This window comes from Streptomyces sp. NPDC050856 (assembly GCF_040653855.1).
Lineage (GTDB): Bacteria > Actinomycetota > Actinomycetes > Streptomycetales > Streptomycetaceae > Streptomyces.
Genome location: NZ_JBFAGV010000007.1, coordinates 128,158 through 148,385, shown reverse-complemented (window position 1 = coordinate 148,385; position 20,228 = coordinate 128,158). Strand labels below are relative to the sequence as shown.

Sequence of the window (20,228 nt, the reverse complement as noted above, 5' to 3'; positions counted from 1 at the left end):
CTCCCTGCTCCCTGGTCCGTCTCTGTCGTCCGTCGGCGCGGTTTCTAAGCGCTTGCTCAGCATGGTTGGGCAGGCTGCTCCTGTCAACGGACGGGTCCGGGCCGGCGGAGGCGGCCACTAGGGTTGCCGGAGTGCCCCAGATTCCGGAGAAGATCCACGAACTCACCGTCGGCCAGCTGTCCGCGCGCAGTGGCGCGGCCGTCTCCGCCCTGCACTTCTACGAATCCAAGGGACTGATCACCAGTCGCCGTACCAGCGGCAACCAGCGCCGCTACAGCAGGGACACACTGCGCCGTGTCGCCTTCGTGCGGGCCGCCCAGCGGGTCGGCATCCCGCTCGCCACCATCGGCGCGGCCCTGGCCGAACTGCCCGAGGGGCGCACGCCCAACCGGGAGGACTGGGCGCGGCTCTCGGCGGCGTGGCGGTCGCTGCTGGACGAGCGCATCAGGCAACTGGGCCGGCTGCGCGACCACTTGACCGACTGCATCGGCTGCGGCTGCCTGTCGATGGAGACCTGTGTGCTCTCCAACCCGGACGACGTCTTCGGGCGGAGCATGACCGGTTCGCGCCTGATGGCCGAACGCCGCCGCCGGGGGGTGGACGCCCCGACGGAGCCGGACGCGTCACCGGCGCCCGGCGCGCCCGGGGCGGGCTGAGGCGTCTGGAGCGGCAGGGGCGCCTGGAGCCGCGCGGAGGCGGCCGGCCCGGGGCCTCGGGGGCGGGCCGGGCCGTTGGGCCGGGCCGGCGGGCCGGACGGGGCGGGCGGGCCGGTCGCACGGTGCGGGCCGGGCCGGCCCGCACCGGAGGACGGCCGGTCAGACCGCGCCGGGGTGGCCGAACAGCAGGTCGTACCCCGGCGGGAGCTGGAGCAGCACGCGGCGCATCAGGTCCTCGCCCGCCGCGTCCGCCGCGACGCTGAGCACGGCGCCCACGTCCCACTTGGCGGTCTCCTCGGTGGCCCCGTCGATCCAGGCGGCCGTGGCGCGGACGAAGCGCTCGGGCCCCAGGGGCTCGGCGGCGGGCAGCGGGTTGAGCAGCACCAGGGCGCACGTCTCCGGGAGCCGGGCGGCCAGCTCCGCCCTCTCGGTGCCCACCAGGTGCGCCCCCAGAAGGGCGAGGACGACGCGGGCGGCCCGGTCGGCCTCCCGCGGCGAGGGGTATTCGCCGCGTTCCTGTACCGCGGTGAGGAAGGTGTCCCACTGCATGCGCATCGCTGCTTTCTCCCTCGGCCTCTGGGTGGAAGCGAAAAGGGGGGTGGGCCGGGCGGGGCCGGGGACGTGCCCGCCCCGCCCGCGGGGCGCGGTCCGGCGCGGGGCCGTGGATCAGCCGCTGATCTGCCTGCGCTCGCCCGCGCCGCTGATGGAGATCTTGCGCGGCTTGGCCTGCTCGGCCACCGGGATCCGCAGCGTCAGGACACCGGCGTCGTACGAGGCGTCGATGCGTTCGGTGTCCAGGGTCTCGCCGAGGAACAACTGGCGGCTGAAGGAACCGGCCGGCCGCTCGGCGATCACCACCTCGACCTCGTCACCGGAGACCGGACGGCGTTCCGCCTTGACGGTGAGCACATTGCGCTCCACGTCCAGGTCGATGCTCCCGGGATCCACGCCGGGCAGGTCGAGCTGGACGACGAAGGCGTCCCCGTCGCGGAAGGCGTCCATGGGCATCGCGGTGGGATGGGCGGCGGTGCCCATCAGCCGCTCGGTGAGCCGGTCCAGCTCACGGAAGGGGTCGGTACGCATCAGCATCATCGGTCCCTCCTCTGCTCTGTCGCGGATGTTGCTGACCGTTCCGCTTATCTATATAGCTCGACGCCAGGAAACTTGACAAGAGGAGACTCAAGGAGTTTTCCGGTCCTCTCGTCCCGCCACGTTTTCGCTCACCGGGCGCCCAGCTCACGAGCCCGGGCGACCAGCTCGGCGTTCGACGCCGCGGGCCGCCCGTCCGGGAGGGTCAGGGTGTCCTCCAGCCCCACCCTGGTGTCCAGGCCCCGCCGCGCCGCCAGCCGCAGCACGGGCCAGGCGCCGCCGTCCTCGCCGTGCAGCAGCACCGGCACCCCGGACGCCCCTCGCGCCTCCAGGGCCTCGGCCACCTCGGCCAGCAGGGCGCTCGCGGTGGCCGGAGCCGTACCGGCGTCCGGGTCCGTCACCTCGGCCAGCACGCGCAGCAGCCCGGGCGCCAGCCGGGACACCCGCAGCGACCGCGCCCCGGTCGTGCCCGACCAGACACCGGCCTCCACGCCGACCCCGCGCTCCAGCAGCGCCGCCGCGACCTCCTCGGCGCCCGGCTCGTGCCAGTTCACCGAGGCGTAGTCGGGCAGGACCGTCCAGGAGCGCACCTGTGCCACCCGCCGGGCCGGGTCCGGCTCGGCCCACGCGCCGGTGGTCACCCCGACCGGGACGCCCACCGCCTCCCGTATCGCGGTGAGCGCGGCCGCCACCGCGCGCGGCGACAGGGTGTCGGCCCCGCACGGTGTCTTGGGGTGCGCGTGCACCTCGGCGGCGCCCGCCGCGACGGCGCCGGCCGCCGCCTCGGCCATCGCGCCGGGCGACAGCGGCACGGCCGCGGAATCCCCCGCAGTGCGGGACCCGTTCAGACAGACCTGGAGCATCGCCTCACGCCACCGACGCCAGCTCCCGGTGCGACGCCCTCTTGGCCGCGTCCAGTGCCTCGGCCGAGAGCACGGGCTGCGGTACCAGGACACCGCAATCCATACACACCGGTCCGAACCACGGTTCACGGGACAGGTCCGACCGCCACACCACCGCGTCGCCCGCGCACACCGGGCAGTCGTCGCCCGGCACCGATTCCAGGGCGGTGATGAGCCGGCGCAGCACCTGGGCGAGCGGTAGCCCGGGATGCAGTGACGGGTCGTCACACCGCAGGACGCCGTTACCGCCCCAGGTGCGGCGGTGCCAGTCGTCGATGAACCCGGGCCGTCGCAGCCCGTCGTGCTTCTCGCGCCTGCGGCGCTCGGCGAACCCCCTCTCGTACGCGAGCCATACCGCCCGCGCCTCCTCCAACTCGTCGAGCGCGGCCACGAGCCGCGCAGGATCGGGATCCCGGTCCTGGGGCCCGAACCTGTGCCTGGTGCACAGGTGGTCCCAGGTGGCCCGGTGCCCATAAGGGGCGAACCGTTCCAGGCACTTGCGCAACGACCAGCGCCGCAGCGCCGGATCGCACCTCGGATCACGTACCTGTCTGGCGAGACTCCGGAAACCGGCCATCTCCTGTCACCTCCGTCGCGGGTACTTCGGCGTCGAGGAATGGACGTACGGGTGCCCGGTTCGGCTCCATCGAAAAACGGGAGAGCCCGATTCACCCGTACAAGTGACGTGAAATCTCCGTGCGGCGGGCAGTGTGGCGATTCGGCGGAGGTGACGCACCCTCACTTACGGACCGGGGGGTACGCCAGTAACGTCCCGCGCATCGGCCTCTTCGAGGAGCTGCCATGGGACGACGTACCGGAAGACTCAGAATCGCCACCGCCGCCGTGCTCGCCCTGGCCGCCGGGGCCCTGGCGCCCCGGCCGCCGGCGGCAGCCGCCGAGGCTCCGCCGCCCGCGCCGGTGTCCGTGCCCGCCTCCGTGCCCGACCACTGCGCGGGAGGGTGCGCGGACATCCTGCCGCCCGGCCAGAACGGCAACGCCACCCTCGCCGAGATCCTGGCCCACCGCGCGCTCGGCACCCGTCCGGCGCACAGCTCCGACCAACTCGCCCGGTACGACGCCCTCGTCCACGGCTACGGCGGACTCACCGACGACACGCTCACCGACTTCTTCAACGACGCCTCCTTCGGCGTCCCCGAGGGGCAGGCCGCGTCCGTCGACCGGCCCCGCGAGGACGTCACCATCACCCGCGACAGGAAGACCGGCGTCCCGCACATCAAGGGCACCACCCGGTACGGCACCGAGTTCGGCGCCGGATACGCCGCCGGGCAGGACCGGCTGTGGATGATGGACCTCTTCCGGCACATCGGCCGCGGCCGCCTCACCTCCTTCGCGGGCGGCGCCCTCGCCAACCAGGGCCTGGAGCAGCAGTTCTTCTCCCAGGCGCCCTACACCGAGGCCGACTACGAGACGCAGATCGCCGCCATCAGGGACAACCACGGCGAACGCGGCCGGCTCGCCATGGCCGACGCCCAGGCGTACGTCGACGGCATCAACGCCTACCGCGCCCGGGCCAAGAACGGCCGCTACTTCCCCGGCGAGTACGTCCTCACCGGCCACGTCGACGCCCTCACCAACGCCGGGGAGATCAAGCCCTTCACCCTCACCGACCTGATCGCCATCGCCTCCGTCGTCGGCGGCCAGTTCGGCGGCGGAGGCGGCGGCGAGGTGCCGGCCGCGCTCTCCCTGCTGGCCGCCCAGCGGCAGTACGGCGTCGTCGAGGGCACCAGGGTGTGGGAGTCCTTCCGGCAGCGCGACGACGCCGAGGCCGTGCTCACCGTCCACGACGGCACCTCCTTCCCCTACGCCGGGAAACCCGCCGTCCCGCGCGGCACCGCCCTGCCCGACCCCGGCTCGGTGAGGCCCGAATCCCTGGTCCACGACCGCACCGGCTCGGCCGGCACCGGGGCCAAGAGCCCCGTACCCGTACCCGAGCGCCTCAGGCCCGCCCAGGGCATGTACGACGACGGCGTCGTCGCCCCCGGCTCCCTGACCGCCCGCAAGGGCATGTCCAACGCCCTGCTCGTCTCCGGGGCGCACACCGCGAGCGGCCACCCCGTCGCCGTCTTCGGCCCCCAGACCGGGTACTTCGCGCCCCAGCTCCTGATGCTCCAGGAACTCCAGGGCCCCGGCATCTCCGCGCGCGGCGTCGCCTTCGCGGGCGTCGGGATGTACGTCCAGATGGGCCGGGGGCAGGACTACGCCTGGTCCGCCACCTCCGCCGCCCAGGACATCACCGACACCTACGCCGTCGAACTGTGCCAGGACGACGTCCACTACCTCCACCGGGGCGTGTGCACCCCGATGGAGAAGCTGGAGCGCCGCAACGCCTGGCAGCCCACCGTCGCCGACTCCACCGCCGCCGGCTCCTACCGGCTCCAGGTCTGGCGCACCGCCTACGGACTGGTCACGCACCGCGCGACGGTCGGCGGCAAGCCCGTCGCGTACACCTCGCTGCGGACCACCTACCGCCACGAGGCCGACTCCATCATCGGCTTCCAGCTGCTCAACGACCCCTCCTACGTCCGGGACGCCGCCACCTTCCAGCAGGCCGTCCACCACATCGGCTACGCCTTCAACTGGTTCTACGCGGACGCCCGGGAGACGGCGTACTACAACAGCGGCCTCAACCCGGTGCGGGCGGCCGGCGTCGACCCGGCGCTGCCCGTGGCCGCCGAGCCGGCGTACGAGTGGCGGGACTTCGACCCGGCGCGCAACACCGCCGCGTACACGCCCTTCGCCCAGCACCCCCGCTCCATCGGGCAGGACTACTACGTCTCCTGGAACAACCGGCAGGCCAGGGGCTACCACACCGCCGCCTTCGGCTTCGGCGCCGTCCACCGCGGTGACCTGCTCGACCGGAGGGTGCGGGAGCTGGTGCGGCAGGGCGGGGTCACCCGGGCCTCCCTGACCCGCGCCATGGCCGAGGCGGGAGTGACGGACCTGCGCGGCGAGCAGCTCCTGCCCGAACTCCTCGCGGTGGTCCGCAGCGCCCCGGTCACCGACCCGGCGCTGTCCACCGCCGTCCAGCGGCTGGAGGCCTGGCGGGCCGCCGGCGCCCAGCGCAAGGAGACGGCACCGGGCACACGCGCCTACGGCCACGCGGACGCCGTACGGATCATGGACGCCTGGTGGCCGCTGCTGGTCGAGGCGGAGTTCCGCCCGGGCCTTGGCGAGGAGCTGTACGGGGCGCTGAAGGCGAACCTGGCGGTCGACGAGTCGCCCGGCGCGCTGCACGGCCCGACGGGCGCGCACGGCGGCTCCGCCTTCCAGTACGGCTGGTGGGGCTTCACCGACAAGGACCTGCGCCAGGTCCTCGGCCGGCCCGTGGAAAGTCCCCTGGCGAAGCCCTACTGCGGCGGTGGAGAGCTGGGCGCCTGCCGTGACGTCCTGCTCGCCACCCTGCGCCGGGCCGCCGCCGAGCCCGCCACCGAGGTCTACCCCGGTGACGACAGTTGCGCTCCCGGCCACCAGTGGTGCGCGGACGCCGTGATCCACCGGGCCATGGGCGGTATCACCCACCCGGCGGTCGACTGGCAGAACCGTCCCACCTACCAGCAGGTCGTCGAGTTCGCCTCGCACCGGTGAGTCCGCCACCGGTCCGGCCGGGCCGGACCCCCCCGGGTCCCGGCCCGGCCGGACCGGCGCCTCAGGCCAGCCCGGCGGCGGTGAGCACCACCCGCGCCAGCTCCGGGTGACAGATGTCGCTGTGGGCCCCGGCCGGCGGCCCGCCACGGCGCACCACCGGGGAGGCGTCGACGTTGACGCACCCCGAGCGCGGCAGCGCGCCGGACAGCGCGGCGTCCAGGGTCAGGGCCGGCGTGCCGTCCACGGCCTGTATGCCGCCGTACCCGACGGCTCCCCAGCGCCGGCCCGGTCCGGCCGCGCTCGTCGCGTCACCGGCCAGGCGGGACGCCAGCGGGTAGATGACCCCCAGGGCGGTGTCGTGGTGTGAGTGGCAGGCGACGACCGGGCCGTCGACGCGGCGGTGCAGCCCGCCCAGCGCGCCGCCGCCCCGCAGCGGGCGCGGCAGCCGCGTGGCGAACGCGTAGTGCGAGAACGCCCCTTGGAGCAGGGTCACCGACTTCACGTTGCCCACGCCCTCGGGCAGGCCGCGCAGGGCGAACGCCACCAGCCGCGCCCCCTGGCTGTGCCCGGCCAGGTGGACCCGTACGCCGGGCGAGGACCGGGCCAGGTGCCCGAGCACCGGGCCAAGCCCCCGCTCGCCCACCACGCCGGAGCGCCGCTTCATCGCCCAGTACGCGGCCTGGCGCAGCACTTCCCTGGCGCCCTTCCACAGCCGCCGCGGCCCACCGCCCGCGGACAGCGACCGGTCACCGAGCGCCTCGGTGAACCGGGCGCACACCGTGAGGGTGTCCTCGTCCAGGAACGCCGGGGCGGACGTGGCGGGTTCCGCCGTCGCCTCCAGGTCCGCCGCGAAGCCGCTGGGCGGCGCCTCCACCAACCGCCGCACCAGCAGCCCGAACTCCTCGAACGCCGCCCGGTCCTCCGGCTGCTCCGCCAGCAGCACGGCCAGCCGTTCCACGGCCGCCCCGTGCCCGGGGAACACCACCAGCAGCCCCCGCCGGGTCTCCCCGTCCAGGCCCGCCGCCCCGGCCGGCGCCGCGCCCCCGGGGTCCGCCCCGGCCACCGCGGCCCGGCCGGGGAAGTCGGGGACCGGCTCGTCGGCGAACCTCATCGCGGGCCAGACGACCCCCGCGTATCCGACCCGCGCCCCGGGCGCCCGGCCCAGCGCTCCGGGAAACGGCGCGAAGAACCGCGAGTACAGCCGGGTGGCCACCGAGCGGGAGCTGTTCCACCCGTGGGCGAACACCACCAGGTCCGTGACGTCCAGTCGCGCCAGCGCGTCGCGCTGCGCGGCGTCCACATCGCCGTCCGCGTCGAAGGTGATCTCCTGGTACGGCCTCACACTCATTCCGCTCATGCCCGTCCCTCCGCTCCGAGGTGCGCCGACCGCACAGCATCCCGCCGGAGGGGAGGGACGGAAAGGCCCCGGGAAGGGTCAGAGCAGGCGGGCCGCGGTGATCCGGTGCAGATGGATCAGCACGTCGTAGGACGCGCCCAGCCGGGCCGGGGCGTCGGCGAGGTCCCAGGGCCAGGCCGTGCCTATGGACAGGGTCGGCCGCGGCCGGTCCAGCCACGCCCGGGCGGCACCGGGGGCGGTACGCAGGTCGAGGCAGTAGTCCCGGGCCGCGACCCGCTCCAACGTGTGCTCGTTGGTGCCCGGCGGCCTCGCGCCGAGCGTGAACCGGCGGATCGGCTCACGCGGGTCGCGCGCGTCGTGCGCGTTGAACGAACCCCGCCCGAAGGTGAGACCGACGCTCACATAGCCGTTGCCCAGCAGGTCGCGCAGGAAGGCGCCCTGGAGCCGGGGGTACGCGGCGGGCACGCTGGACTCGTAGCCGACGTGGCCGTTGTGGGCGGAGAGCAGCATCCGGTGCCCCGTCCACCGCTGCCACCACACCGTGTTCTCGGCCATCGCGCGGTCGCGGTGGAGCATCGCGGCGGCGGCCCCCTCACCGGTCAGGTCGAAGCCGTACTCGGTGCCCACCTGGGCGATGTTGCGGGCGTGCTGGAGCACCCAGGCGTGCTCGCGGGGGTCGGGGCCCGGGCGCTGCCGCGCCAGCAGCGCCAGCGCCTCGTTGACGTCGGCGGCCATCCGGCGCCGCTCCGCCAGTGGCTTGGCCAGGTAGGCGGCCATGGTCCCGGCCACGCTCCCGCTCGGCCGGGAGGCGCGGTACAGCTCCCGCACCCTCGGCAGCAGGCGCGGGTGGTGCCGCGCGGTGTACCCGGTGACCGCGTCGAACAGGACCGGTCCGGCGTAGCCCACGTCGTTGCCCATGAACTGCACCGGGTGGTGCGGGTGGCGGACGTTGTGCCGCCGCATCCAGGTGATCAGGTCGAGGTACTCGCGGGTGTTCCAGAAGCGGTAGGAGTGCTGGAACTCCTCCCGCATGATCCGCCGCGGGTCCCCCTCGCCGCGCAGCACGTAGTCGTTGAGGCGCAGGCCGGTGCTCCAGGGCGCTTCCAGCGCGAAGGTGGTGAAACCCCTGGTCGCGACCAGGCGGCGGAAGAGCCGGGCCTTGAGGGCGAAGAACTCGTGCGAACCGTGGGTGGCCTCGCCCACGCCCACCACCGTCGCCGAGCCGGTCATGTGCTCCAGCGCCCGCAGGTCGTCGAGCGGCCGGGCGACCCGGGCCAGCTCCCGTACCGGCGGCCCGCCGGCGCGCTCCCGGTCCCCGTGCGCCGCGGCGGGCGTCACGGACCCGGCGCACAGGGCGACCAGCAGGAGGAACAACAGCGTGCGGCAATGCCGCGGGTGATTCGCTTCCATGGCACCAGGCTCCCGGCGGGGCGGGGGCCGGGACCATCCGGCCGGCCCCACCATCCGTACTGGTGCCAGCCCCCGGGCCGGCCCGGCCCGCGCGCCCGGCGCCACCCCGGCGGGCCGGCCGGACCCGGGGTCAGCGGTAGAGGAGGTAGCCGCGCCGCACGGCCCGGAACGCCCTCAGGTCCGCCTGCCAGGCACCCACCACCTCGTCCGTCCCGGCACCCGCGTCGATCAGGGTGCGCACCCGGGCCGAGCCGGTCAGTTTGTCGATCCAGCGGTCCGCCCGCCACGCGAAGCCGCTCCAGCTCCGCTTCGCCGTCACCAGCAGCCCGATGCCGGTCCGCACCGGGTCGAACGCCGCACGGTCGTGCACGTGCACCTGGACCCCACCCACGGTCCTGCCCTGGAACTTGGAGAACACCGGCGCGAAGTACGCCTCCCGGAAGCCGGCCCCGGGCAGTTCCAGCGCGTTCGCCGCCTCGGCCCACCGCCGGTCGATGCCCTCCGCGCCCAGCAGCTCGAACGGCCGGGTGGTGCCCCGCCCCTCCGACAGGTTCGTCCCCTCGAACAGGCAGGTCCCCGGGTACACCAGCGCCGTCGCGGGCGTCGGCATGTTGGGGCTCGGCGGTACCCACGGCAGACCCGTGGCGTCGAAGAAGTCCGTTCGCCGCCATCCCGACATCCGTACCGTGGCCAGCTCCACCGGCCGGGCGAGGAATTCCCCGTTGAACAGCCGCGCCAGCTCGGCGACCGTCATCCCGTGCGCCTGCGCGATGGGCTCGCGCCCCACGAACGTGGCGAACGCCCGGTCCAGCACCGGTCCCAGAGCGGCCCGGCCGGTCACCGGGTTGGGCCGGTCCAGCACCACGAAACGCTTGCCCGACAGCGCGGCGGCCACCATGCAGTCGTACAGGGTCCAGATGTAGGTGTAGAAGCGGGCGCCGACGTCCTGGATGTCGAACACCACCGTCTCGACGCCCGACGCGGTGAAGACGTCCGCCAGCGCCTGCCCGCTCTTCAGGTACGTGTCGTAGACCGGCAGTCCGGTGGCCGGGTCGTCGTACCGCCCCTCCGAGCCGCCCGCCTGCGCCGTTCCCCGGAAGCCGTGCTCCGGGCCGAACACCGCCACCAGGTCCACCCGGTCGTCGGCGTGCATCACGTCGACGATGTGGCGCACGCCCCCGTCCCCGCTCGGGCGGGCGGCGCCCCCGCCGGTCACCCCGGTCGGGTTGGTCACCACCCCGACCCGCTGTCCGGCCAGCTCCGCGTACCCGCCGGCCGCCAGCCGGTCGAACCCGGTCCGCACCCGCCCGCCGCCGGCCCGCGCGCCGGCCGCCGCACGGGCCGGCCCGGCCCCCGCGGCCATCCCGGCCCCCGCCGCGCCCCCGGCGACCAGCAGACCTCGTCTGGACACGTCCATCCGCGCACCTCCGTGTTCGCCCGCGCACCTCCGCACCCGCCTGGCCCCGCACGCTAGCGCGCCCGCGCGACGCAGGGAACGAGGCGGGCGCCGCGGCCTTCCCCGGCGACATACCGACCGGTTAGTCTGCCGGGGATGTTTCCGGGTGGTGCCAAGGAGAGGCGGGTCTCGATGAGCGCGGTGCGGGGTGCGGGTGTGGTCGTCACCGGAGCGGGCGGCGGAATCGGAGCGGCACTCGCCCGCCGGTTCGCCGCCCAGGGGGCGAGGGTCGTCGTCAACGACATCGACCCCGGCCGCGCCGGGGCCGTCGCCGACGAGATCGGGGCCACCGCCGTCCCCGGCGACGCCTCCGCCGTCGTGGCCGAGGCCCGCGAGGCGCTCGGCGGCACCGTCGACGTGTACTGCGCCAACGCCGGGCTCGCCTCGCCCGGCGACGCCTTCGCCGGTGAGGAGGTCTGGGCCGCCGCCTGGGACGTCAATGTGATGGCCCACGTCCGGGCGGCCGGCGCCCTGCTGCCCGACTGGCTGGAGCGCGGCGCCGGCCGGTTCGTCTCGACCGTCTCGGCGGCCGGGCTGCTCACCATGGTCGGCGCCGCGCCCTACAGCGTGACCAAGCACGGCGCGTACGCCTTCGCCGAATGGCTCTCCCTCACCTACCGCCACCGCGGCCTCAAGGTCCACGCCATCTGCCCGCAGGGCGTCCGTACGGACATGCTCACCGCGGCGGGCTCCGCCGGCGAACTCGTCCTCGCCCCCACCGCGATCGAGCCCGAGGACGTCGCCGACGCGCTCTTCGAGGGCATCGAGGCCGACCGCTTCCTGATCCTGCCGCACCCCGAGGTGGCCGGCTTCTACCGGGCCCGCGCGAGCGACCCGGAGCGCTGGCTGAACAATATGAGCCACATCCAGCAGAAGTGGGAGGGCACCGGGAAGTGACCCCGACGACCTCGATCTACGCCGCCAGGCCCTGGCTCGCCCAGCTCAGCGACGCCCAGCGGGCGCCCGTCGACCCGCCCCCCACCCTGGTGCACGCCCTCCGGGCGGCCGTGGCCCGCGCCCCCGGCCGCACCGCCCTGGGCTACTTCGACGGCCGGCTCAGCTACCGCGAGACCGACGCCCTCTCCGACTCGGTGGCCGGCCACCTCGCCGCCCGGGGCGTCGAGCGCGGCGACCGGGTCGCCGTCATGCTGCAGAACACCCCGCACTTCGTCCTCGCGCTGCTCGGAGCCTGGAAGGCCGGGGCGAGCGTGGTCCCGCTCAACCCCATGTACAAGTCGGCGGAGGTGGCGCACGCCCTGAAGGACTCCGGGGCGCGGGTGCTGGTCTGCGCCGACCGGGCCTGGGAGGCGTACCTGCGCCGGACCGCGGCGGACTGCTCCGTGCGCGTCGTGCTCACCGCCTGCGAGAAGGACCTGCAGACGCGTGACGACCCGCGCGTCCTCGGCTTCGAGCGGCTGCCCGTACCCGCCGGCGCCGAGGACCTGGTCGCCGTCGCCCGGGCCGGGCACCCCGCCCCGGAGGACCGCGAGCCCGCCGCCGACGACGTGGCCCTGATCAGCTACACCTCCGGCACCAGCGGTACGCCCAAGGGCGCCATGAACCTGCACCGCGGGATCATGTACAACGCCGAACGCCAGCGGGCCGGCCACCCCGTTCCCGAGGGAGCCGCCTACTTCGCCCTCGCGCCGCTCTTCCACATCACCGGCATGGTCTGCGAGCTCGCCGCCTGCGTAGCCAACGCGGGCACCCTGGTCCTGGCGTACCGCTTCGAGGCGGGAGTCGTGCTCGACGCGTTCACCGAGTACCGCCCCGCGTACACCGTCGGGCCCTCCACCGCCTTCATGGCCCTGGCCGCCCACCCCGCCGCCACCCCGGACCACTTCGCGTCCTTCCAGGTGATCTCCTCCGGTGGCGCTCCCGTGCCCCCGGCCCTGGTGGAGAGGTTCCGCGCGCGCTTCGGCCCCTACATCCACAACGGCTACGGCCTGACCGAGTGCACGGCCCCCTGCGCCTCGGTACCGCCCGGGAAGGAGGCCCCGGTCGACCCCGCCTCCGGCACCCTCTCGGTCGGCGTCCCCGGGCCCGGGACCGTGGTCCGGGTGCTGGACGAGTCGGGTCGGGAGGTGCCCTTCGGCGAACAGGGCGAGATCGCCGTACGCGGCCCCCAGGTCGTCCCCGGCTACCTCGGCCTGCCCGAGGCCACCGCGCGCGCCTTCCCCGACGGGGAGCTGCGCACCGGCGACATCGGCTTCATGGACGAGGACGGCTGGCTCTACGTGGTCGACCGCAAGAAGGACATGATCAACGCCTCCGGCTTCAAGGTCTGGCCGCGCGAGGTGGAGGACGTGCTGTACACCCACCCCGACGTCCGCGAGGCGGCCGTCGTGGGCGTCCCCGACCCCTACCGGGGCGAGACGGTCAAGGCGTACGTCAGCCTGCGCCCGGGCGCGTCGGCCGGGCCGGCCGAGCTGTCGGCGTACTGCGAGCAGCGGCTCGCGGCGTACAAATATCCCCGGGACGTCGAGGTCCTGCCGGAGCTGCCCAAGACCACGAGTGGGAAGATCCTCCGGCGGGAACTGCGTTGTCCCGACCAGGACCGGAAGTGAACCAGTGAGTACCCGAGAGAGGTGGCGGCACATGGCCAGGACGACGGACGGGAGCGGCATCCCCGTCCCCCAGAGGCTGCTGGCCGCCGCCACCCGGCTCTTCGCCGAGCGGGGTTACGACCGCACCTCCGTCCAGGAGATCGTCGAGGCGGCCGGTGTCACCAAGGGCGCGCTGTACCACTACTTCGGGTCCAAGGAGGACCTGCTGCACGAGGTCTACTCGCGCGTGCTGCGCCTCCAGCAGGAGCGGCTCGACGCCTTCGCCGGCGCCGACGCGCCCGTCGAGCGGCGGCTGCGCGACGCCGCCGCCGACGTGGTCGTCACCACCATCGACAACCTGGACGACGCGTCCATCTTCTTCCGCTCCATGCACCACCTGAGCCCGGAGACCAACAAGCAGGTCCGGGCCGAACGGCGCCGCTACCACGAGCGCTTCCGGGCGCTGATCGAGGAGGGCCAGCGCAGCGGCGTCTTCTCCCCGGCCACCCCGGCGGACCTGGTGGTGGACTACCACTTCGGTTCCGTGCACCACCTGTCCACCTGGTACCGCCCGGACGGCCCGCTGAGCCCGCAGCAGGTCGCCGACCACCTGGCCGACCTGTTGCTGCGGGCGCTGCGGCCGTAGTACGGGGCTCGTCAGAGGTACTTCTTCAGCTCACGCCGCGCCAGCGAGCGCTGGTGCACCTCGTCGGGGCCGTCGGCCAGCCGCAGGGTCCGTGCCGCCGCCCACAGTTCGGCCAGCGGGAAGTCCTGGCTGACACCGCCCGCGCCGTGCAGCTGGACCGCCTTGTCGAGGATGCCGACCACCGCTCGGGGAGTGGCGATCTTGATCGCCTGGATCTCGGTGTGCGCGCCCCGGTTGCCGACGGTGTCCATCAGCCAGGCGGTCTTGAGCACCAGCAGCCGCAGTTGCTCGACGGTCACCCGGGCGTCCGCGATCCACCCCTGCACCTGCCCCTGGGCGGCCAGCGGCTTGCCGAAGGCCGTACGGGACACGGCCCGGCGGCACATCAGCTCGATCGCCCGCTCGGCCATGCCGATCAGCCGCATGCAGTGGTGGATGCGGCCGGGGCCGAGGCGGGCCTGGGCGATGGCGAACCCGCCGCCCTCCTCGCCGATCAGGTTCGCCGCCGGGACGCGGACGTCCTCGAAGACGACCTCGGCGTGGCCGCCGTGGTAGTGGTCCTCGTACCCGTACACCGTCATCGCGCGCCGGACGTCGACGCCCGGCGTGTCCCGGGGGACCAGGATCATCGACTGCTGGCGGCGGATGTCCTCGCCGTCCGGGTCGGTCTTGCCCATCACGATGAAGATGGCGCAATCCGGGTTCATCGCACCGGAGATGTACCACTTGCGGCCGTTGATGACGTATGCGTCACCGTCCCGCCGGATGCGGGTCTCGATGTTCGTCGCGTCCGACGAGGCGACCTCCGGCTCGGTCATCGCGAACGCGGACCGGATCTCCCCGGCGAGCAGCGGCCGCAGCCACCGCTCCTGCTGCCGCTCGTCACCGAACTGCGCCAGCACCTCCATGTTCCCGGTGTCCGGGGCGGCGCAGTTCAGGGCGGTCGGCGCGAGCTGGGGGGAGCGGCCGGTGATCTCGGCGAGCGGGGCGTACTGGAGGTTGGTCAGCCCGGCCCCGTGCTCCTCGTCGGGGAGGAAGAGGTTCCACAGGCCCTGCGCGCGCGCCTCGGCCTTGAGCTCCTCCACCACGGCCGGGGTGTCCCACGGGGAGGCGAGCTTCGCCCGCTGCTCCTCGGCGACCGTCTCGGCCGGGTACACGAACTCGTCCATGAAGGCGAGGAGCCTGGCCCGCAGTTCCTCGGTGCGCGCGTCGAATGCGAAGTCCATGGGTGTCGCTCAGCCTTCCTGAAGGGTGGTGAGACCGTGCTCGATGAAGACGGGCACGAGGTCGCCGATCCGGTCGAAGCCGGCACCGACGGTCTGCCCGAGGGTGTAGCGGTAGTGGATGCCCTCCAGGATCACGGCGAGCTTGAACCAGGCGAACGCCGTGTACCAGGAGATGGCCGAGGTGTTCCGCCCGGAGCGGGCGGCGTACCGCTCGACCAGCTCGGCCGGCGCCGGGTGCCCCGGGGCGCCGGCGGTGGTGCTGACGGGGGAGTCGGGCAGCGCCAGCCGGGTGCTGTACATCACCAGCAGGCCCAGGTCGGTGAGCGGGTCGCCGAGCGTGGACATCTCCCAGTCCAGCACGGCCTCGATGCCGTCGTCCGCGCCGACCAGGACGTTGTCGAGGCGGTAGTCGCCGTGGACCACGGTGGGGGCGGGAGAGGCCGGCAGGCCCCGGCCGAGGCCGGCGTGCAGCTCGTCGATGCCGGGCAGGTCCCGGCTGCGGGAGGCGTCCAGTTGCTTGCCCCAGCGCCGCAGTTGGCGGTCCAGGAAGCCCTCCGGCCGCCCGAAGTCGGCCAGGCCCACCGCCGCGGGGTCCACGGCGTGCAGGTCGACGAGCGTGTCCACCAGGCCCAGCACCACGGCGCGGGTGCGCTCCGGGCCCAGCGGGGCGAGCTGCTCGGCGGTGCGGTACGGCGTTCCGGGGGCGAACTCCATGACGTAGAACGGCGCGCCGAGCACCGACTCGTCCTCGCACAGCAGCAGCGGCTCGGGGACCGGGACCGGCGTCGGGTGCAGGGCGCTGATGACCCGGTGTTCGCGCCGCATGTCGTGGGCGGTGGCCAGGACGTGGCCCAGCGGCGGGCGGCGCACCACCCACCGGCCGGTGCCGTCGGTGACGACGTAGGTGAGGTTGGACCGGCCGCCCTCGACGAGCCGGGCACTGAGCGGGCCGCCCACCAGACCGGGCCGTTCGCGGTCCAGGTGGCCGAGCAACCGCTCGGGGTCGAGACCTGGCGGCGGGGTTGAGCTCATCGTTCGCACCTCCGGGGGCGAGTCTGGGCGGGTGTGGCCGTACCGAGCATGATGCCGACCAGTCGGTATGTCGTCCAGTACGTGACGTGAACCGGTGACTGCGAGATCGCCCGCCGAGCCGCCCCGGCGGGCCGCCGCCGGGTTGCGCGCGCGCCGGTGCGGCCGGAGGGTCGGACCATGAAGGCCATCAGCTACCGCCACTACGGCGGCCCCGAGGTCCTGGAGTTCGGCGAGCTGCCCGACCCGAAGGTGGGACCGGACGACGTGCTGGTCAAGGTGCGGGCCGCCGCCGTCAACCCCGTCGACTGGAAGTGCCAGGCCGGCTACCTGGACCCCCTCCTGGACACCGTCTTCCCGGTCATCCCCGGCTGGGACGTCTCCGGTGTCGTCGTCCAGCCCGGGGTGGGCGCGCCGGAGTTCGCCGTCGGGGACGAGGTCATGGGGTACGTGCGCGAGGACGTGCTGTGCCACGGGACCTTCGCCGAGTACGTCGCGGCGCCCGTGCGCACCCTGGCCCGCAAGCCGCCCGGGCTGAGCTTCGAGGAGGCGGCGGGCCTGCCGCTGGTCGGGCTGACCGCCTATCAGGTGCTGACCCGGGCGCTGCGGGTGCGCGCCGGGCAGACGGTGCTGGTCCACGCGGCGGCGGGCGGCGTCGGCTCGATGGCCGTCCAGATCGCCCGGCACCTGGGCGCCCGGGTCATCGGGGCCGTGCGGGAGTCGGGCCAGGACCGCGTCCGGGAGCTGGGCGCCGAGCCGGTGCGCTACGACCAGGGCCTCGCCGCCCAGGTCCGGGCCCTGGCGCCGGGAGGTGTGGACGCCGCCTTCGACACGGTCGGCGGCCAGGTACTCAAGGACACGCCCGGCCTGCTGGCCCCCGAGGGGCGGCTGGCCTCCGTCGCGGACGGCGAGGTGCTCGGCATGGGCGGCCAGTACTGCTGGGTGCGCCCCGACGCGGCCGACCTGACCGCCCTCGCCGGCCTCGCCGAGCAGGGCGTGGTGACGGTACAGGTGGCCGGCACCTTCCCGCTGGAACGCGCCGCCGACGCCCAGCGGGCCAATATGGCGGGCGGCGTCCAGGGCAAGATCGTCGTCACCGTCGACCCCGCCGGCTGAGCCGCCGGCCCTCAGACCACCACGCCCACCGCGAACGCCGCGAGCGCCACCGTGCACAGGGCCGCCGCGGCGGCCCCGCGAGCTGTCAGGGCGCGGGGGCGGGCGCTGTCCAGGGCCCGCATCCGGCGGTGGGCCACGCCCAGGAACCCCAGCCAGACCAGCAGTGACAGGCCCGTGCCCACCAGTCCCGGGGCCGTGACGTCGTGGTGCACCGCCTGCCTGGCGGCCAGGACCGCCGCCACGGTCGCCGACAGCGTCGTACGGCGCCAGGCGAGCCGCGTCCGCTCCGGCTGCAGCCCCGGGTCCCGGGCGCCCACCGCGCCCGCCATCAGCCCCGCCACCCCAGCAGGACGCCCACCACCATGGCCACCGCCACCAGACCCACCAGCAGGCTCAGCAGCGCCGGGAAGCGGCTGACCGGCAGGTCCTCCCCGCGGCGCATGGCCCGCTCGCACCGTGTCCAGTGGTTCACCGCCCGCAGCGCGCACAGCGCCCCGGCGGCCAGCAGCGCGAGCGCCATCCCGACCCGCACGCCCCACCGCAGGCCGGGCAGGAACTGGTCGACGGCGAAACCTCCGCCGACGAGGGCCAGCCCGGTGCGGAGCCAGGCGAGGAAGGTGCGCTCATTGGCGAGGGAGAACCGGTAGTCGGGCGTGTCGCCCTCGTCCCGGATCCGCTGCGGCGCGAACCACAGTCGAACGCTTCGTGCAAAGTCGCTCACCTGTTCACCCTACGGGAGGGTCCGGAGCCTCACATTCCGCGGTTCGGCGCCCGGCCCTCCAGGCCCCCACGTCCGGCATCCCGGCGCCCGGCGTCCGAGGCCCCACCCGCGCGGCCCGGCTTCCCGGCGCCCCACGCGCGCCGCCACCGCCGGGCGGCGGCCCGCCCGCGCCCTCACCCCGCCCGGTGCGCCCGCAGCCGTTCGTAGGCGGCCAGCCCGTCCGGCACCCACGGCCACTCGGCCAGCCGGGCCTCCAGCTCGGCCTCCGGCAGGAAGGTGTGCCAGGCGACCTCCTCCGGCTGCGGCCGTACCGGCAGCTCGCACCGCACCTCGTAGACGGCCGACCACCACGACCGGGCGCCGTCGCCGGAGGCGTACAGGAAGGTGAACAGCGGGACGGGGCGCGGCAGCCCGCGCACGCCCAGCTCCTCCTCCGCCTCCCGCAGCGCCGCCCCGTCGTAGCTCTCGCCCGCTCCGACGACGCCGCCGACGAACATGTCGTACAGCGAGGGGAACACCAGCTTCCGCGCGGTGCGCCGGTGCACGAAGATCCGGTCGTCGGCGTCCCTGGCCAGGACGAACACACAGCGGTGGCGCAGACCCCGCGCGTACACCTCGCCGCGTGGTGCCCGGCCCACCACCCGGTCGTGCTCGTCGACGACGTCCAGGATCTCCTCAGCGGCGCTCATGCGGCCATGAAAGCACGGGCGGAACCGGCCCAGCCGTTGACGTGTTACCGCCGCGTACCGACGATCGGAGCCACCACCTCCCCAGAAGGACGGAAGCCATGGCGTACGACGCTGATGTGATCGTGATCGGGGCGGGCCTCGCGGGTCTGGTCGCCACCGCGGAGCTCGCCGACGCCGGCCGCAGCGTCATCCTGCTCGACCAGGAGCCGGAGCAGTCCATCGGCGGCCAGGCCCACTGGTCCTTCGGCGGCCTGTTCTTCGTCGACTCGCCCGAGCAGCGCCGGATGCGGATCAGGGACAGCCACGCCCTGGCCCTCCAGGACTGGCTCGGCACAGCGGGGTTCGACCGCCCCGAGGACCACTGGCCGCGCGAGTGGGCCGAGGCGTACGTCGACTTCGCGGCGGGTGAGAAGCGCGGCTGGCTGCACCGGCAGGGGGTCAGGTTCTTCCCGGTGGTCGGCTGGGCGGAGCGCGGCGGCTACGGCGCGAGCGGCCACGGCAACTCGGTGCCCCGCTTCCACATCACCTGGGGCACCGGGCCCGGTCTGGTGGCCCCGTTCGAGCGGCGGGTGCGCGCGGGGGTCGCGCGCGGCCTGGTGCGGCTGATGTTCCGCCACCGGGTGACCGGCCTCGGCCGTACCGGCGGCACGGTCGACACCGTCAGCGGCGAGGTCCTGGAGCCGTCCGCCGCCGCACGCGGCAGCGCGAGCAGCCGGGAGATCACCGGGGCGTTCGAGTACCGGGCCCAGGCGGTGATCGTCACCTCCGGCGGCATCGGCGGCAACCACGACCTCGTCCGCGCCCAGTGGCCCGACCGGCTCGGCACCCCGCCCGACAGGATGCTCTCCGGCGTGCCCGCCCACGTCGACGGACTGATGCTCGGCATCACCGAGTCCGCCGGCGGCCACCACATCAACCGCGACCGGATGTGGCACTACACCGAGGGCGTCCAGAACTGGAACCCCGTCTGGGCCCGGCACGGCATCCGCATCCTGCCCGGCCCGTCCTCGCTCTGGCTGGACGCGCGCGGCCGGCGGCTGCCCGTGCCGCTCTTCCCCGGCTTCGACACCCTCGGCACGCTGGAGCACATCATGCGCTCCGGCCACGGCCACACCTGGTTCGTCCTCAACCGGCGCGTCATCGGCAAGGAGTTCACCCTCTCCGGCTCCGAACAGAACCCGGACCTGACCGGCAGATCGGTGCGCGGTGTGTTCGACCGGGCCCGCGCGGACGTCCCCGGACCGGTGCGGGCGTTCATGGACCACGGCGCCGACTTCGTCGTGGAGAAGGACCTGGCGTCGCTGGTACGGGGGATGAACGCGCTCACCGGCCAACCGCTGATCGACGAAACGGAGCTGCGCCGCGAAGTCGTCGCCCGTGACCGGGAGATCGCCAACCCCTTCACCAAGGACGCCCAGGTCACCGCGATCCGGGGAGCCCGCAGGTACCTGGGCGACCGCCTGATCCGCACCACCGCCCCGCACCGCATCCTCGACCCCGGGGCGGGCCCGCTGATCGCCGTACGGCTGCACGTCCTCACCCGCAAGTCCCTCGGCGGCCTGGAGACCGACCTGTCCTCCCGGGTGCTCACCGCCGGCGGTGAGCCGCTGCCCGGGGTGTACGCGGCGGGCGAGGCGGCCGGCTTCGGCGGCGGGGGAGTGCACGGCTACCGCTCCCTGGAGGGCACCTTCCTCGGCGGCTGCCTCTTCTCGGGCCGGGCGGCGGGCCGGGCGGCGGCCAAGGCGGTCGGCTGACCCGCACGGGCCCGGCGGCTCCCCT

General features: G+C 74.4%; 19 protein-coding genes. 7 read left to right on the top strand and 12 right to left on the bottom strand.

The window, feature by feature from the left end:
- The first annotated feature begins 131 nt into the window (after positions 1 to 131).
- Positions 132 to 656, top strand: a complete 525-nt coding sequence (gene soxR, locus AB0H53_RS09565) for a redox-sensitive transcriptional activator SoxR (protein ID WP_362109294.1) — start codon at positions 132 to 134, stop codon at positions 654 to 656.
- A 159-nt stretch (positions 657 to 815) separates the two neighbouring features.
- On the opposite strand, the gene AB0H53_RS09560 is transcribed toward soxR, so the two are convergent.
- The 4 genes from AB0H53_RS09560 to AB0H53_RS09545 all read right to left on the bottom strand — a co-directional run bounded on the left by AB0H53_RS09560 (position 816) and on the right by AB0H53_RS09545 (position 3,224).
- Positions 816 to 1,211: a DUF2267 domain-containing protein gene (locus tag AB0H53_RS09560; RefSeq protein ID WP_362109292.1), complete on the bottom strand. Its 396-nt coding sequence runs from the start codon at positions 1,209 to 1,211 to the stop codon at positions 816 to 818.
- 111 nt (positions 1,212 to 1,322) lie between these two features.
- Positions 1,323 to 1,748: an Hsp20/alpha crystallin family protein gene (locus tag AB0H53_RS09555; protein WP_362109290.1), complete on the bottom strand. Its 426-nt coding sequence runs from the start codon at positions 1,746 to 1,748 to the stop codon at positions 1,323 to 1,325.
- Positions 1,749 to 1,876: 128 nt separating this feature from the next.
- On the bottom strand, positions 1,877 to 2,608 hold the full coding sequence (locus AB0H53_RS09550) for a 3-keto-5-aminohexanoate cleavage protein (protein WP_362109288.1): 732 nt from the start codon (positions 2,606 to 2,608) through the stop codon (positions 1,877 to 1,879).
- A gap of 4 nt (positions 2,609 to 2,612) precedes the next feature.
- Entirely contained in the window at positions 2,613 to 3,224 is a 612-nt protein-coding gene (locus AB0H53_RS09545) for a hypothetical protein (protein WP_362109286.1), read from the bottom strand.
- A gap of 224 nt (positions 3,225 to 3,448) precedes the next feature.
- Between AB0H53_RS09545 and AB0H53_RS09540 the strand changes: the two genes are divergently transcribed.
- Entirely contained in the window at positions 3,449 to 6,253 is a 2,805-nt protein-coding gene (locus tag AB0H53_RS09540; RefSeq protein ID WP_362109284.1) for a penicillin acylase family protein, read from the top strand.
- Between the two features lie 61 nt (positions 6,254 to 6,314).
- On the opposite strand, the gene AB0H53_RS09535 is transcribed toward AB0H53_RS09540, so the two are convergent.
- From AB0H53_RS09535 to AB0H53_RS09525, 3 genes are all read right to left on the bottom strand, one after another.
- Positions 6,315 to 7,610 (bottom strand): serine-threonine protein kinase, encoded by a 1,296-nt coding sequence (locus AB0H53_RS09535; RefSeq protein WP_362109282.1) that lies wholly within the window; start codon positions 7,608 to 7,610, stop codon positions 6,315 to 6,317.
- A 78-nt stretch (positions 7,611 to 7,688) separates the two neighbouring features.
- Complete coding sequence (locus AB0H53_RS09530; protein ID WP_362109280.1) at positions 7,689 to 9,020, bottom strand: erythromycin esterase family protein; 1,332 nt, start codon at positions 9,018 to 9,020, stop codon at positions 7,689 to 7,691.
- Positions 9,021 to 9,150: 130 nt separating this feature from the next.
- Positions 9,151 to 10,437 carry a DUF1343 domain-containing protein gene (locus AB0H53_RS09525; RefSeq protein ID WP_362109278.1) on the bottom strand — a complete coding sequence of 429 codons (1,287 nt, stop codon included), beginning with the start codon at positions 10,435 to 10,437 and terminating at the stop codon, positions 9,151 to 9,153.
- Positions 10,438 to 10,608: 171 nt separating this feature from the next.
- Here AB0H53_RS09525 and AB0H53_RS09520 point away from each other — a divergent pair, with 171 nt between their 5' ends.
- Genes AB0H53_RS09520 through AB0H53_RS09510 form a run of 3 tightly spaced genes read left to right on the top strand, consistent with a single transcriptional unit; the run spans position 10,609 to position 13,668 of the window.
- On the top strand, positions 10,609 to 11,373 hold the full coding sequence (locus AB0H53_RS09520; protein ID WP_362109276.1) for an SDR family oxidoreductase: 765 nt from the start codon (positions 10,609 to 10,611) through the stop codon (positions 11,371 to 11,373).
- Positions 11,370 to 13,043, top strand: a complete 1,674-nt coding sequence (locus tag AB0H53_RS09515; protein ID WP_362109274.1) for an AMP-binding protein — start codon at positions 11,370 to 11,372, stop codon at positions 13,041 to 13,043. Before AB0H53_RS09520 ends, AB0H53_RS09515 begins: the two co-directional genes overlap by 4 nt.
- Before the next feature lie 31 nt (positions 13,044 to 13,074).
- Positions 13,075 to 13,668, top strand: coding sequence for a TetR/AcrR family transcriptional regulator (locus AB0H53_RS09510; protein ID WP_362109272.1), 594 nt, complete (start codon positions 13,075 to 13,077; stop codon positions 13,666 to 13,668).
- A gap of 11 nt (positions 13,669 to 13,679) precedes the next feature.
- Here AB0H53_RS09510 and AB0H53_RS09505 read toward each other — a convergent pair whose 3' ends face one another.
- Together AB0H53_RS09505 and AB0H53_RS09500 are read right to left on the bottom strand one after the other, a co-directional pair.
- Complete coding sequence (locus AB0H53_RS09505; RefSeq protein ID WP_362109270.1) at positions 13,680 to 14,894, bottom strand: acyl-CoA dehydrogenase family protein; 1,215 nt, start codon at positions 14,892 to 14,894, stop codon at positions 13,680 to 13,682.
- A gap of 9 nt (positions 14,895 to 14,903) precedes the next feature.
- Positions 14,904 to 15,926 (bottom strand): phosphotransferase family protein, encoded by a 1,023-nt coding sequence (locus tag AB0H53_RS09500; protein ID WP_362109268.1) that lies wholly within the window; start codon positions 15,924 to 15,926, stop codon positions 14,904 to 14,906.
- 177 nt (positions 15,927 to 16,103) lie between these two features.
- Between AB0H53_RS09500 and AB0H53_RS09495 the strand changes: the two genes are divergently transcribed.
- Positions 16,104 to 17,039: an NADP-dependent oxidoreductase gene (locus AB0H53_RS09495; protein ID WP_362109266.1), complete on the top strand. Its 936-nt coding sequence runs from the start codon at positions 16,104 to 16,106 to the stop codon at positions 17,037 to 17,039.
- An 11-nt stretch (positions 17,040 to 17,050) separates the two neighbouring features.
- Here AB0H53_RS09495 and AB0H53_RS09490 read toward each other — a convergent pair whose 3' ends face one another.
- The 3 genes from AB0H53_RS09490 to AB0H53_RS09480 all read right to left on the bottom strand — a co-directional run bounded on the left by AB0H53_RS09490 (position 17,051) and on the right by AB0H53_RS09480 (position 18,449).
- Positions 17,051 to 17,368: a DUF202 domain-containing protein gene (locus tag AB0H53_RS09490; RefSeq protein ID WP_362109264.1), complete on the bottom strand. Its 318-nt coding sequence runs from the start codon at positions 17,366 to 17,368 to the stop codon at positions 17,051 to 17,053.
- The gene (locus AB0H53_RS09485; RefSeq protein WP_362109262.1) at positions 17,368 to 17,760 is read right to left on the bottom strand and encodes a DUF202 domain-containing protein; all 393 of its coding nucleotides are present in this window, start codon (positions 17,758 to 17,760) and stop codon (positions 17,368 to 17,370) included. Before AB0H53_RS09485 ends, AB0H53_RS09490 begins: the two co-directional genes overlap by 1 nt.
- Positions 17,761 to 17,933: 173 nt before the next feature.
- A complete protein-coding gene (locus tag AB0H53_RS09480; protein WP_362109260.1) occupies positions 17,934 to 18,449 on the bottom strand; it encodes an NUDIX domain-containing protein in 516 nt (171 codons plus the stop codon).
- A gap of 98 nt (positions 18,450 to 18,547) precedes the next feature.
- Between AB0H53_RS09480 and AB0H53_RS09475 the strand changes: the two genes are divergently transcribed.
- A complete protein-coding gene (locus tag AB0H53_RS09475; protein ID WP_362109258.1) occupies positions 18,548 to 20,203 on the top strand; it encodes an FAD-binding dehydrogenase in 1,656 nt (551 codons plus the stop codon).
- Positions 20,204 to 20,228: the final 25 nt, after the last annotated feature.

What these genes read in the sequence shown, in the direction of transcription:
- AB0H53_RS09560 (WP_362109292.1), bottom strand. Translation starts at nt 1,211, where the DNA reads ATGCGCATGCAGTGGGACACCTTCCTCACCGCGGTACAGGAACGCGGC.
- AB0H53_RS09555 (WP_362109290.1), bottom strand. Translation starts at nt 1,748, where the DNA reads ATGATGCTGATGCGTACCGACCCCTTCCGTGAGCTGGACCGGCTCACC.
- AB0H53_RS09550 (WP_362109288.1), bottom strand. Translation starts at nt 2,608, where the DNA reads ATGCTCCAGGTCTGTCTGAACGGGTCCCGCACTGCGGGGGATTCCGCG.
- AB0H53_RS09545 (WP_362109286.1), bottom strand. Translation starts at nt 3,224, where the DNA reads ATGGCCGGTTTCCGGAGTCTCGCCAGACAGGTACGTGATCCGAGGTGC.
- AB0H53_RS09540 (WP_362109284.1), top strand. Translation starts at nt 3,449, where the DNA reads ATGGGACGACGTACCGGAAGACTCAGAATCGCCACCGCCGCCGTGCTC.
- AB0H53_RS09535 (WP_362109282.1), bottom strand. Translation starts at nt 7,610, where the DNA reads ATGAGCGGAATGAGTGTGAGGCCGTACCAGGAGATCACCTTCGACGCG.
- AB0H53_RS09530 (WP_362109280.1), bottom strand. Translation starts at nt 9,020, where the DNA reads ATGGAAGCGAATCACCCGCGGCATTGCCGCACGCTGTTGTTCCTCCTG.
- AB0H53_RS09525 (WP_362109278.1), bottom strand. Translation starts at nt 10,437, where the DNA reads ATGGACGTGTCCAGACGAGGTCTGCTGGTCGCCGGGGGCGCGGCGGGG.
- AB0H53_RS09520 (WP_362109276.1), top strand. Translation starts at nt 10,609, where the DNA reads ATGAGCGCGGTGCGGGGTGCGGGTGTGGTCGTCACCGGAGCGGGCGGC.
- AB0H53_RS09510 (WP_362109272.1), top strand. Translation starts at nt 13,075, where the DNA reads ATGGCCAGGACGACGGACGGGAGCGGCATCCCCGTCCCCCAGAGGCTG.
- AB0H53_RS09505 (WP_362109270.1), bottom strand. Translation starts at nt 14,894, where the DNA reads ATGGACTTCGCATTCGACGCGCGCACCGAGGAACTGCGGGCCAGGCTC.
- AB0H53_RS09500 (WP_362109268.1), bottom strand. Translation starts at nt 15,926, where the DNA reads ATGAGCTCAACCCCGCCGCCAGGTCTCGACCCCGAGCGGTTGCTCGGC.
- AB0H53_RS09495 (WP_362109266.1), top strand. Translation starts at nt 16,104, where the DNA reads ATGAAGGCCATCAGCTACCGCCACTACGGCGGCCCCGAGGTCCTGGAG.
- AB0H53_RS09490 (WP_362109264.1), bottom strand. Translation starts at nt 17,368, where the DNA reads ATGGCGGGCGCGGTGGGCGCCCGGGACCCGGGGCTGCAGCCGGAGCGG.
- AB0H53_RS09480 (WP_362109260.1), bottom strand. Translation starts at nt 18,449, where the DNA reads ATGAGCGCCGCTGAGGAGATCCTGGACGTCGTCGACGAGCACGACCGG.
- AB0H53_RS09475 (WP_362109258.1), top strand. Translation starts at nt 18,548, where the DNA reads ATGGCGTACGACGCTGATGTGATCGTGATCGGGGCGGGCCTCGCGGGT.